Origin of the sequence: Alkalibacterium putridalgicola, assembly GCF_040959045.1 — a bacterium.
Taxonomy (GTDB): domain Bacteria; phylum Bacillota; class Bacilli; order Lactobacillales; family Carnobacteriaceae_A; genus Alkalibacterium; species Alkalibacterium putridalgicola.
Genome location: NZ_CP162615.1, coordinates 2,244,342 through 2,257,255 on the forward strand (window position 1 = coordinate 2,244,342; position 12,914 = coordinate 2,257,255).

Genomic DNA, 12,914 nt, shown 5'->3' on the forward strand with positions numbered 1-12,914 from the left:
TTTTAACCGCCTAAAGTGACATCCGTTTCCTGATACCACGAAAGGGCTTTGTGCAGGTGGTCTTCTTTATAATCCGGCCATAAATCATCAAAGACATAAATATCCGAATAAATAGACTGGACAGGTAAGAACCCACTCAACCGGCGACGTCCACCCCATCTTAAAATCAGATCCATACGGGACACATCTCGAGAGGCCATTGTTTCTGTGATATCCGTTGACGGGTTATCCCCATTCTCTTTTAATGCATAGTTCAGATCCCAGTTCCAGCCGTAATTGACCAAAAAGTTGACTTTCATTTTGCCTTCACCGAATTTTGTACGCTTGTTGGCATAAGGCAGAAGCTCTTTTGGAAACACTTTGGAATCTGTATTGCCCAGGACTAGAAGATCGGCATCTTTTTCCTTCAAGGCATTGACTGAATCGACACAGGCTTTCTGAAAGGCTTTGGTTTGAAGGGACGGGCGCTTGACATTGTCCATCGTGAAACCATAGTAAGTCATTTCTTCCACACCGAGTTCCAGACAAGCTTCATACAGTTTCATGCCAGGTCCAATACCGTGATCGTATCCGTCATGCTTCTTTAAGCCTTTTGTGACCGCCCAGCGTCTATTGCCGTCTGGGATAACACCAATATGTTTAGGTAAACGTTTGTATTTTTTCATACGTATACTAATCTCCTTCTCAAATAAACTCAAAAATCGCGTAAGCTTTGTTAGTATTATCATACCGTTTTTTACCACTATTCATCAACTAAATCGTTGCAATTGAATTCAAAATAGTTTTTCCATTGCCGCTTGTTCCCTTTTCAATGGCAAAGGAAGGGGGATAAAAGTCTTTCCTGGCTTTTAATCAATCAAATAACGGAGATTGCGCTTAACATAAGTATCTTAAGCGTTCATTCGACGTACTCACAGAGAAATCCATTTGCACACGGCCATTGTGAGCTTCATTCACCGTACTCACCTTGTCATTTGCTTGAGTAATACCTTTGATCCGTTCATTGGACGTACTCACAGAAAAATACATTTGCGCACGGCCATTGTGAGCTTCATTCAGCGTACTCACCTTGTCATTTGCTTGAGTAATGCCTTTGATCCGTTCATTCGACGTACTCACAGAGAAATCCATTTGAGCGCGTTCATTGTGAGCTTCATTCAGCGTACTCACCCCATAATGGGCTTGAGCAGTGCCTTTGATCCGTTCATTGGACGTACTCATAGATAAATACATTTGAGCACGTCCATTGTGAGCTTCATTCAGCGTACTCACCATGTCATTGGCTTGAGTAATGCCTTTGATCCGTTCATTGGACGTACTCACAGAAAAATACATTTGAGCGCGTCCATTGTGCCCTTCATTCAGCGTACTCACCACAACACCTGCTTGAGTATTCCCTATAAGATGCAGCGTCCTGTTTCGGCTGTTTTTCCAAAGTAAACCAAACGATCGCGAGTGCCGATCTCCTAAAAAAAAGAATAGCCATGGCAGTCATGACTATTCTTTCCGTGTTTCTTTTTATAATGTGTAAGATTTTGCGTCGAAGAGAAACTCTTCGCGGTCTTTCGCAGGGACCATGGAGCCGCCGGTCGCCCAGGCAATATGTGTCGCCTGATCCATTTTGTCGGTCAGTCCTTTTTCACGAAGGTAAGCCTGACCGTCTTCGGACTGCATCAGACGATACGGACCAACGATCCCGGCAACTGCAGCCGGTTCAAGGAAGATGCCTTCTATTCCGTATAATCTTGATAACAGAGCTTTAAAGACGTCATCATCCACCGTGTAGCCACCACTAAAGAAAGTGCGCATCAGCTTAGCCACTAAACCGGACGTTCTTGGAACAGCCAGTCCGTCCGCGACGGTCAAACCACCTAAACCTAAATCAAAGACAGAGACTTCATCGAATTTCTGACTCAGTAAACCGACCATCATGCTTGGCATTTTTGTCGGTTCAGCGAAGAAACAGTGGACATGATCACCAAAGGCTTGCTTGAGTCCGAATGTGATGCCGCCGGGTGAGCCGCCGATACCGCAGGGAAGATAGACGAACAGCGGATGATCTTCATCGACCTGGATACCTGCTATATCCAACTGTACTTTCATGCGTAAGCCGCCCGCCGTGTAACCCAAAAACAGTTCTACAGAATGCTCATCATCCACAAAGTAGCTGTTCGGATCTGCTTCAGATTGCGCACGACCATTTTCAACAGCTTTGGAGAAGTCGGTATCATGTTCGATCACTTCCACACCGATATTTCTTAAGTATTCCTTTTTCCAGCGTTTGGCTTCGACTGACATATGCACGGTGACTTCAAAACCTAACTTACGTCCCATCGTCCCGACACTGATACCCAGATTTCCTGTGGTTCCTACAGTAATATTATGTTTTGAGAAAAAGGATTTGAATTCGTCACTCGCGAAAACTGCATAATCCTCATCCGTATTCTTAAGCAGCCCATGCTCCAATGCCAATGTTTCCGCATGTTTGAGTACTTCATAAATCGCTCCTCTGGCTTTAATGGTACCTGAAATCGGAAGCAGATCATCGCGTTTCAACCAGAGACGTCCGTCTAAGTCTTCATCCATTGCTTCATCCAGATAGTTTTTCATTTCCGTTATCTCTGATAAAGGCGATTCAATAATGCCGGCTGTTTCTTCTGTCTCCGGAAAAGCCACTCGGATAAAAGCGGCGAAACGCTGCAGACGCGCTTCCGCATCAAGGATATCAGCTTTGGAGTACTTGGTTTGAGCTGTCGCTTCTTCTGCCGGCAGCGCCATGGTATTCTTCCAGAAAACCTCTTCCCCTTTTTTTATATTCTTCAATAAGGGTGTCTGTTCAATCATTTCAACTATGTTTTTATCTGTCATCACTGTCTCCCTTTCTTTATTTGATCGACTTCTATCTCCTGTTCAGCGTTATCATTATAGCATACTAAACAAAGCAGAAAAATGAATGAAAGGGCCTTCTAATCAGAAGATAATCTTTAGCATCTTTGTTCTAAAAATTCACTTCCTGGTGATATTTTCTTCGCCGTATACTTCTGTTAAATAGCTGATGGACTGATTGATCAGTTTCTTCAAAACATCCGTATCGATGTCATCCAGTTTATTGACATACACACAGGCTTTACCGGTTTTATGCTTGCCGAAATCCCTTAACAGTTCCTGACGCTTTTCGTTACCTGTTGCAAAATACAGACTAAACCGTACTTTCCGCGGTGAAAATCCGACCAGCATTGCGTCCCCTTCATGTCCGGATTCGTATTTATAATGATAAGCCCCATAACCGATGATGCTTTCTCCCCACATCTTAGGTTCCATCCCAGTTGTTTCCGAAAAAATATCCAGCAGTTGAAAGGCATCCTCACGCTTTTTAGGATTTTCAACTGATTCGATAAAGGCGACCACACTTTCATCAGTCGGCTGTGTTTTCAATTTGTACATGATGGCTCTCCCCCAGTTCAGTTTCTTTCTTGATACTACTTCCAGTTTACCATATCGTCTGATCTTTCAGATAAAGAGGTTGCTTGTCGACTAATAATCCATTAGCAATTGGCTGAAATAATCGTTATACTAAGCGTATTGAACGTTTCTTGAGGAGTGATAGGAATGCAGCAGTACCCTGTAGCAGAAATTATGGATATCTGTGTTGAAGCTGGAAGAGTCATGCTGGAAAACGGCGCAGAAACCTACCGCGTGGAGGACACACTCTACCGCATAGCTAAAAGTTATCATCTTGAGAATATTAACGTCTTTGTTGTTCCTACCGCTCTGATTATTACAGTTCAGGGTAATGACGGATTGGATCATACCGAATTACTGCGTATGAATGACAGAAATACCAATCTGGAAAAAGTTTCCATGGTCAATGATCTCTCAAGACAGTTGGCTAAAAAAAATCTCCCTCCAAAAAAGGTCAGAGATAAACTGACGAATATCAAAAACACCCCTACGAATTTTACTCGTCTGCAGAGAAATGGAGCCATGGCTCTAGCCTGCGGCGGCTTTACTCTTTTATTCGGCGGGTCCTTCATGGAGGTCCTCCCGGCTTTTATTGCCGGCGGATTAGGACATTACTTATATGAAGTTGTGAACAACTGGACCAATGTCAGCTTCTTTGCTGAAATGATCGCTTCATTTTTCATTGGTCTTCTAGCAGTCTTGTTTATCACTCTTGGATTTGGCCAGGATCTCAATGTCATTATTATTGGCAGTGTAATGTCGCTTGTCCCCGGCATGGCTATTACAAACAGTTTCAGAGATCTGATGGCTGGTCATTTACTTGCCGGTGTGGCCGTCCTTGCTAAGGCATTGATCACGGCCGGTGCGATCGGGATCGGTATAGCGATCGTTCTCGCATTCTTATAAAAAGAAAGGAGTCAGACTACTGTGACTTTAACTTATCTCACGTATCTTTTAGCTGCTTTTATCGCTGCATTTGGATTTGGGGTCATGTACAACGTTCCGACCCGTACGCTGTTCGCTTCCAGTATTTCTGGTGCCGTTGGATGGCTCGTTTACTATATCATCGCTTTCCAGTTTGAGCTAGTTCTCTTTATTGGAGCCGGAGCAGCCTCGTTTCTCATTGCCTTTCTGAGTCAATGGTTTGCCAGGCGCTATAGAATGCCTGTCATTGTTTTTACTGTTCCTGCAATCATCCCTCTCGTTCCCGGCGGATCTGCTTATAACATGATGCGCGCGTTTATCGAAGGGAATTCAGAGGCAGCATTGAGATTCGGCACAGAGACCTTTTTAGTATCGGGGGCCATCGCTTTAGGACTATCTCTTAATAGTGGGCTATTTCAAATCTTCTCCAGCCGAGCCTTTAATAAAAGAGACAAGCGTTACCTTCCTTAGCAGACAGTTGATATGTGTAGTCAGAAATCACACGTACGAAAAAGCAATGGGGCAAGACATTTTCAGCCCGTATCGGTAAAGACAATTGGAGTGACTATGCACTAGATTGATCCCAGCCACTTTGCATCCTACTGGGGCAAGTTACGCGTTAACATAACTATAAATGATCAAAGACATAGCAGCTCTGATAAAATAATTGGCGGATCTAATTTTTAGAACATGTTTCCAAAACTGATCGGAACTGATCGGAAAGGAGGGCGGGACAAAAACTCCCGCCCTTTTTTGCTCTTTTAAAACTGTTCGAGAATGAGGACATTCAAATGAATGATTTCGCTGCATGACACCACTTCCTAGTGGAATCCTGCATCAACTTGTCACTATAAGGGGATTGAGACTACTTCCTGTAAAATCACAGCATAAACTTGTCACTAAACGGCTTTTGTGACCACTTCCTGAAGAATCACTGCATAAACTTGTCACTAAACAGCTTTTGAGACTACTTCCTGTAAAATCTCAGCCTAAACTTGTCACTAAACAGCTTTTGAGACTACTTCCTGTAAAATCTCAGCCTAAACTTGTCACTAAACAGTTTTTGCAGCCACTTCCTGAGAAACTGCGGCACCAACTGGTCATAATACCGCTGGAAGAATGCTTTAACTTGATTAAACGCAGGAAAGAGGGTGGGACAAAAAGTCCTACCCTCTTTCTTAGTCTATATTCTACTTATCTAATGTAATCTATCGGATTCACAGTTCTACCATTTTTATAAACAATAAAGTGTAAGTGAACACCTGTTGAACGACCAGTCGTGCCCATAATTCCTAGTTGCTGTCCTTGAGAGACTCTTTGTCCTACAGAGACATTCAAACCGGGCTGCATGTGTGCATACAATGTTCTGTATCCATCACCATGGTCGATGATCACTCTATAGCCATAGGTACCTGAGTACGAAGCGGCTGCAACCGTACCTGCACGTGTTGCTCTGATCGGTCCGCCACCGGCAATATCAAGACCATTATGGAATGATCCGCGAGCCCCGGTCACTGGGTGAGTACGGTAGCCATAGCTGGAACTGAAATATCCACTTGCAGGTCGCAGCCATCCGCTGTTTGAAGAGGTTGATGCTTGAGCCTGTTCTTTTTCTTGCTGAGCTTTTGCCGCTGCAGCTGCTTTACGTTCCGCTTCGGCTTTACGTTCAGCTTCGGCTTGAGCTTCGGCTCTTGCTTTTTCTCTTGCTCTCTCCTCGGCTCTCGCTTTTTCTCTTGCTCTTTCTTCAGCACGTGCCTTTTCTTCTGCTCGTGCTTGAGCTGCAGCTTCTTCTTCCTGACGCTGTTCTTCACGACGTCGTTCAGCTGCTGCGCGTTCTGATGCCTCTTTTTCTGCCTGATCTTTTTGTGCTGCTTCTTCTTTACGTTTTTGAGCAGCCAGTACAGCGGCTTCTTCTGCTGCTGCTGCCTTAGCTGCTGCTTCTTCTTTGGCTTTTTCTTCAGCAAGACGTTCTTCTCTTGCGATGCGCTCTTCCTCTTCGCGTTTTTCTCTTGCAATACGTTCTTCTTCCAGACGTTTCTCTTCAGCGATACGCAATGCTTCCTGACGCTTCTCTTCAGCAATACGTTCTTCTTCTAAACGTTTTTCTTCAGCGATACGCTCTTCTTCTGCTTTGATATCGGCGTTCAGGGCCATCGTTTCCTGAGCGAGTTCAAATTGTTCACTGACGAACTGGTCTTTTTCAGCAGAATTCATCTGGTAGCGTTCAGCCACATACATGATTTCATCATCAAGTTCAGCCTGCTGAACCGTCAGTTCTTCACGATTTGCTTTAACTTCAGCTAATAATATTTCAGCTTGTTCTTTCTCCAGCTGTACTTTTGATTCAGCTTCCACAAGGGCTTCCTGGTCGCGACGCTGATCTTCGATCACTGTCTGATTTGCTGATACTAATGTAGTGATAACACCCATTCGACTAATTAAATCTGAAATGTCTTCAGCCGAAATAATCATATGTATGATATTCGTCGGGTTCCATTTAGTCTGTGTCGCACGTGCTTGAGTCATTAGTTTTTCATTACGCAGTTCGATCGCTTCAGTTAGGTTTGCGATTTCTTCATTTAATTTGTCGATCTCTTTATTTTTTTCTGACAGGAGACCTTCCTGTTTTTCAACATCTTCTGTCAATTCCTGGATCGTTATCTGAAGAGACTGGATGTTTGCTTCCAATTCTTGTCTTTCCAGTTCCAAACTGTTCATTTCTGATTCAGTTTCTTCAATCACTGAACCTAACTCTTCTGAACGATTTTCGATCTTTTCTTTTTCTTTTTGTAATTCTTCTAAGGATTCCTCTGCTTGAACAACACTGTCTAACATCGGTGCAGCGGTCGTCAACAGCATTGAGGAAACAAGTCCCACGATCAATTTCTTCTTCAAGTGATTTCCTCCATTATGTCTTTGTCTTTTGCGATTCGATAAGCTCTATAAAAGTAATTTTTTAATTTTTAACGTAGACCTATAGTAACACTCCTACCGAAATTATAGAATCTATAGTGGATTACAGTTATATTACACTTGATTTTAGACAAATTTTAGACAAGATTAACACGTTCCATCCGTTTCAGTGAAACGTATTATATCAAACAATCAAAATCAGTTTAGTGATAATGCATGAACGGACTATAACATATCCACAGAAAATCGCCTGCAGAAGAACTCTACCTTTCTCATATTATTACTACTGATTTTCACCTTATGATTACTTCCATAGACAATATCTTCAAGTTAAAAAAATTTGGCTAGTAACCGCTGCCCTTGTCATTGGATTAAGCAGGGTTCTTCTCACAGGTCCTGTCTATCTTCTTGATAATGATTATTATTTTAAACTGCATTCACCTAAAAGTATGAAGCGCTTTCATTTATAGCGATTGATCTTCTATTTTTTCTACCGTTCAAAGGTTTCTTTAAAAGAAATCTCTCTTCTTCAAACCATATGCTATCAGACCGGTAAGAAGCAGGATAATAGCCGACATGATCCAGAAGCCGTCGCTCACCTTTTCAAATGGAACAGGGACATTCATTCCCCACATCGAGCTAATAATGGTCGGGATAGTCAGAATAATCGTAATCGTCGTCAGAAACTGCACGGTCCTGTTTAAATTATTAGAAATAAGTGATGAGAAGGTATCACTGATGTCTTCCAGAAGCTCATGCGTTTGCCGGATCATTTTTTTGGCCTGATTCATTTCTACACTGACATTCCGCAACGTTTCATTGTTTTCTTCCATCTTTATATAACGTTCAGCTCCTCGCAGTTCTTCAAATATAGTATGATTCGTTTCGATTGCGATATCGAAATATACAATACTTTTCTGCAGTTTCATCAGTTTGAAAAGACTGTCTGACTTGCTGGATTTTTTTATATTGGCTTCCAGTTTACTTGTCTCACGATTGATTTCTTTTAGGCACTGAATATATTCTCTGGCAATATATTCAGATACTGTCAGAACAAAATCCGTGTGGTTCTTAATTCTAACAGGATGCTGGCGCTTGTTCCTGATGATTTCTTCAATAACTGGTGGGGTCTTTTCACTAGCAGTGATCAGCAGTTTGTCTGTCAGAATGATAGATAGCGCCCGCGTCACAAATTCCAGTTCATCTTTATTCTCTATTCTGATCGGATAAAGTAAAACCAGTAAACTTGGACGATCCTTATCAGATTTTTCAAGATTTTCAGACCTGGATACTTCGTCTGGATCAAATGCGCTTGTCAAATAATCAAGCGGGAATGCATACTTCTGCGCAATTCCTTTCATTTCTTCTCTATCTGCTTTAGTAATATGCAACCACTCCGGCGGTCTGGTCCCGGCTTCGTTTACTTCAACAACTTTCCCTTGATCATTTGTACGATATGCCTCTATCAACAGGTTCCCCTCCAATCATGTGAAACAGTCCTTCATTCATTAAGCACGCTCAAAGCATATATTCAGTTTATAACAGATTACGTATAATAGATATTAAACTGTCTTGCCGCAAAGATCCACAGCTCATACGGCAGGAATGTTTTTCAGTAGTCATCACTTCTTCGTTTTTTCTGTCGCATTTCAAGCGCCCAGGAAGATAAGCACGAGTTACTATTTTTTGACATAAATCATTGCTTATATCTCACTGTCTTTCCTCTAGAATCAATCATTGCTGCCAGTAAGGTCTTTCTATTCGATCAGCAAGACCCGTTTCACTCTCTTTCTTATTAAAAGAAGGAATCAACTAAACAGTAAAACACCCCTTTATCTCTGTCTGAAATAAAGGGGTGTTTTACTGTTTAGTCCAATCTTTCTCTCAATGCCAAACCTTTCAGGAAATTACGCGCATACCGGTCGCCACATTCCTGATAGTTACGGTGGTCTTCTTTTCTCAAAACGGCACTCAACTCACTTTTAGAAATAAAGACATCGGCATCTTCAAGGATATCCAAAACATCTTCATTTGTCAGCTTCAAAGCTACTTTCACTTTCTTAAGCAAGATATTATTGACGTCTTTATCGTGTTTCAAGGTGTACGTCATTTTGACAGGTTCACCTGTTTTGGACAGCTGTCGGCCTCTTTTATAAACGATCAGTCCATTCAGGAATGCTTCAAATGTCCGATTGGTACATTCCTTTCGATATAGATTCTCTGAAAAACTGTTTTCTTCATCTTCGGGAGAATCTTTCTCTTCTTGTTTCGAAAGCAGATACCTTACATCTCCTAGAGAGAGTTCCTTTTCTCCAAGCTTGAAAATCTCTACCAATTCTGCATCTTTTAAATCCAGTGCATACCTCAGCCGCACCAGTCGGTCGTTATTATTCATGATTTTTACACCTTTCTGATCTGTACCAGTTAATTAGTCATTTCTTCGTCTAGTATACCGGTAACGGGCTGTAATCTAAAGAAGTTATCTATCCTTTTATAGAGGAAAACGGAACCAATTAAAAGATAGCTCATATGTGTCTTTTTTGTCATAATTTTTTTTGAAAATAATACTGATTTTCATTTTCAAAATGAACTGAAAGGTGTATGATGTAAATATTGTGTAAAACCTAACAAAAAGGATGGAATGTTCATGGATGCAAATTATCAAGGTCTCTTTTACAGTATTGAAAAGAGTATTGAAAAGAAAAAACAGTTGTTTGAGGTCAGTAAACTAGGGTATGGTGCCCGTGCTATGCTTGCCACACTATTTTTAACATTAGGCACTGCTATCGCTGTCATTACAGCTCAATATGCTGAAAAAGCAATTCCGGGTTCCGGAAAATTTTTATATTCATTTATGTTCAGCTGGTCTCTGGTCATGATTATTTATATGAATGCAGAACTGGGTACATCTAATATGATGTATACAACTGTGGCGGTACACAGAAAATACTTAACAGTTAAAAATGCACTTATTCTTTTGTTCACCTGTCTGCTGTTTAATTTTATTGGTGGGATCATATCAAGTTACCTGGTTTCTCTAACTTCTATTTTTCAGGACTTGCCTGCTGATCACTTCTTATTCAAGGCAATAGAAGGTAAATTAGCTAAAACCCCTTTACAAATATTCACTGAAGGTATATTTGCAAACATCATTGTGAATACAGCTGTATTCAGTACGATTAGAATGAAAGACGATGCCGGTAAGGTCATTGCCATGATCTTCATCATCTTCATTTTCGCCTTCTTAGGATTTGAGCACCTTATCGCTAATTTTTCTTCATTCCCTCTTGCTTATTTTGCAGCAGCTGGAGCAGTTACCGGTATGAATGTTTATACTGTCGGGATGAACTTTTTACTTACCGGCTTAGGAAATTTCGTTGGTGGAGGCCTCGTTATAGGTCTGACCTATTCATGGCTTAACCGTCGTAGTCATGTGTATCAAGACTGATCAGGCACCTTTTAAGCTTTCAACACAAAAAATACCAGCCATAAATAATGTTTAAAAAGCGAAGGAACCTTTAAACTGGTTCCTTCGCTTTTTCTTTTTAAACTTTGACTGAACTGATTTGAAACGGACAAGAACGTTGTTTAATGAGCAGTATCAAATTAAGGTGGACAGTTTTTTTCTCTTTATGGTTCTGTACAGGGAAAATCCGTAAGACTGCAAAAGACTCTTCTCTATGATTCTGCTGTTTTCTTTGCTATTCTATACATTAAAGGAACATATATTCCTATGAAAGCAAGGTGTATTTATTATGGTTGTTCTTCAGCAGATTCTAGTACTACTACTCGTCAGTGTGGTTGTTTATACTATTGATGTCAATAAAATTTTTTCCTGTACCGGTAGTGTTAGTCCTCGTAGGTATGGGGCTTTCTTTCCTGCCGCTATTCTCTCATTTTTCTGTCTCACGAGACCTATTGTATGAAATATTTATTCCAGGACTTTTATTCGTCTCGGCCTACAAGTTTTCCATACATGCATTAAAGCAAAATGCTGGGCTGATTTTAACTTTCAGCACCGCAGGAATGCTTGCAACACTATTCCTGCTGGCAACAGGCATTTACTGGATTTCTTCTTTTTTTGAACCTTTAGCATGGAATGTTTCCCTTCTTCTTGCAGCGATCCTTGTTCCTACTGACCCTGTTTCGGTCGTCTCTATTTTAAAAAAAGTTCAGGAGCCGAGGAGATTGCTAATATAGTCGAAGGAGAATCATTGATAAATGACGGGACCAGTATTGTTATTTTCACTATTCTTCTTTCAATGGTCCAATCCGGTCAGTCATTTTCACCTCTTCAGTTTTTTGAAAATTTTACCTATGTATCTTTTGGTGGGATAGGCGTTGGCCTGGTTTTTGGCTGGGTACTCAGTCAGGCGATCCACATTACGTCTCATCATGAATATCATGTCATGTTGAGTATTCTGATTGCCTATGGCGGATTTGCACTGGCAGAACTGGTAGATGCATCCGGTGTTCTGGCAACCGTGGTAGCCGGCATACTCTTATCATTTACTTTTTCGAAAAATGACAAGAAAGAAGATAACTTCCGGAAAGCTTTGGGAGGTTTCTGGAACGTAATCGATCCTTTACTGACTTCCGTCCTGTTTCTTTTTATTGGCATCCAATCTGTCCCGTATATTCAAATATGGAATCCCATACTATGGTTATCGGCTTTTATCTTTTTCACACTTTCTATTCTGGCACGCTTTTTAGTTTTAGGCAGTACGCTTATGTTTGTACCTAAATGGAAGAAAAAGTTTCTTCATTTTTTCTCGGTACTTTTCCTTCTTGCCTGGTCAGGTATAAAAGGGGCAATGTCCATCGTCCTTCTCCTCTGGACAGAAAATACGAGCGTTGGTCAGAATACGTTCTTGATATCAGTCGCTTTTCTGACCATACTTTTTTCTTTCGTCTTTCAAAGTCTTGGTGTTTATCCTCTATCGCATCTACTGCAAAAAAAGGATCACGCTAAATGATGCAGTCATTTAGTGCGATCCAGCTGATACTAGAGTTTACTTGTATTTGTTAACTATCCTTCAGAAATCTACTGGCTCAATTACCCCAGATCAGCCTCTGTATGAGAGTGCAAGCCCCTTAAGAAAATTCCGTGCATACCGGTCGCCGCATTCCTGATAATTGCGGTGATCCTCTTTTCTCAAGACAGCACTTAATTCACTTTTAGAGATATGAACACCGGTCTCATCCAAAATATCGAGGATATCTTCATTCGTAAGTTTCATGGCCACTTTCACTTTCTTCAGCAAGATATTATTGACATCCTTATCATACTTCAAGGCATACGTCATTTTTACAGGCTCACCTGTTTTTGAAGTCTGACGGCCTCTCTTGTAGACGATCAGTCCGTTGAGAAAGGATTCAAACAAACGATTGGTACATTCTTTTCGGTACACATTTTCTGTAAAATCGTCCTCTTCCTCATCCCGCTCATCCTGTTTGGACAGCAGGTATCTTACATCCCCAAGAGAAACATCCGCCTCCCCCAGATTGAAGACCTCTACCATTTCTGAATCCTTTAAATCCAGCGCGTACCGCAGCCGCACTAATCGGTCATTATTATTCGTTCTTTCAGCACCTTCCTGATATGCTTCATGCAT

The 12,914-nt window shown here is 41.3% G+C and carries 11 protein-coding genes and 1 pseudogene; 4 read left to right on the plus strand and 8 right to left on the minus strand.

Going from position 1 to position 12,914, the window contains the following annotated elements; translation table 11 throughout:
• Positions 1 to 2: 2 nt before the first annotated feature.
• The 4 genes from AB4027_RS10725 to AB4027_RS10740 form a co-directional block, all read right to left on the minus strand.
• Entirely contained in the window at positions 3 to 665 is a 663-nt protein-coding gene (locus AB4027_RS10725; RefSeq protein WP_368645325.1) for an undecaprenyl diphosphate synthase family protein, read from the minus strand.
• Positions 666 to 876: 211 nt separating this feature from the next.
• Positions 877 to 1,374, minus strand: coding sequence for a hypothetical protein (locus AB4027_RS10730; protein WP_368645326.1), 498 nt, complete (start codon positions 1,372 to 1,374; stop codon positions 877 to 879).
• Between the two features lie 144 nt (positions 1,375 to 1,518).
• Positions 1,519 to 2,868, minus strand: coding sequence for a D-serine ammonia-lyase (locus AB4027_RS10735; protein WP_368645327.1), 1,350 nt, complete (start codon positions 2,866 to 2,868; stop codon positions 1,519 to 1,521).
• A 138-nt stretch (positions 2,869 to 3,006) separates the two neighbouring features.
• Positions 3,007 to 3,444, minus strand: coding sequence for a DUF1801 domain-containing protein (locus tag AB4027_RS10740; protein WP_368645328.1), 438 nt, complete (start codon positions 3,442 to 3,444; stop codon positions 3,007 to 3,009).
• Between the two features lie 165 nt (positions 3,445 to 3,609).
• On the opposite strand from AB4027_RS10740, the gene AB4027_RS10745 reads away from it, so the two are divergent.
• The gene (locus AB4027_RS10745; protein ID WP_091490336.1) at positions 3,610 to 4,368 is read left to right on the plus strand and encodes a threonine/serine exporter family protein; all 759 of its coding nucleotides are present in this window, start codon (positions 3,610 to 3,612) and stop codon (positions 4,366 to 4,368) included.
• A gap of 21 nt (positions 4,369 to 4,389) precedes the next feature.
• Positions 4,390 to 4,857 (plus strand): threonine/serine exporter family protein, encoded by a 468-nt coding sequence (locus AB4027_RS10750; RefSeq protein ID WP_368645329.1) that lies wholly within the window; start codon positions 4,390 to 4,392, stop codon positions 4,855 to 4,857.
• A gap of 723 nt (positions 4,858 to 5,580) precedes the next feature.
• Here AB4027_RS10750 and AB4027_RS10755 read toward each other — a convergent pair.
• The 3 genes from AB4027_RS10755 to AB4027_RS10765 all read right to left on the minus strand — a co-directional run bounded on the left by AB4027_RS10755 (position 5,581) and on the right by AB4027_RS10765 (position 9,694).
• The gene (locus AB4027_RS10755) at positions 5,581 to 7,281 is read right to left on the minus strand and encodes a peptidoglycan DD-metalloendopeptidase family protein (RefSeq protein WP_368645330.1); all 1,701 of its coding nucleotides are present in this window, start codon (positions 7,279 to 7,281) and stop codon (positions 5,581 to 5,583) included.
• A 527-nt stretch (positions 7,282 to 7,808) separates the two neighbouring features.
• Positions 7,809 to 8,768 carry a magnesium transporter CorA family protein gene (locus AB4027_RS10760; RefSeq protein ID WP_368645331.1) on the minus strand — a complete coding sequence of 320 codons (960 nt, stop codon included), beginning with the start codon at positions 8,766 to 8,768 and terminating at the stop codon, positions 7,809 to 7,811.
• Positions 8,769 to 9,166: 398 nt separating this feature from the next.
• Positions 9,167 to 9,694: a DUF1456 family protein gene (locus tag AB4027_RS10765; RefSeq protein WP_368645332.1), complete on the minus strand. Its 528-nt coding sequence runs from the start codon at positions 9,692 to 9,694 to the stop codon at positions 9,167 to 9,169.
• A 252-nt stretch (positions 9,695 to 9,946) separates the two neighbouring features.
• Here AB4027_RS10765 and AB4027_RS10770 point away from each other — a divergent pair, with 252 nt between their 5' ends.
• Positions 9,947 to 10,747, plus strand: coding sequence for a formate/nitrite transporter family protein (locus AB4027_RS10770; RefSeq protein ID WP_368645333.1), 801 nt, complete (start codon positions 9,947 to 9,949; stop codon positions 10,745 to 10,747).
• A 416-nt stretch (positions 10,748 to 11,163) separates the two neighbouring features.
• A pseudogene (locus tag AB4027_RS10775) lies at positions 11,164 to 12,275 on the plus strand (cation:proton antiporter).
• 90 nt (positions 12,276 to 12,365) lie between these two features.
• On the opposite strand, the gene AB4027_RS10780 reads toward AB4027_RS10775, so the two are convergent.
• On the minus strand, positions 12,366 to 12,914 hold the full coding sequence (locus AB4027_RS10780) for a DUF1456 family protein (protein WP_368645334.1): 549 nt from the start codon (positions 12,912 to 12,914) through the stop codon (positions 12,366 to 12,368).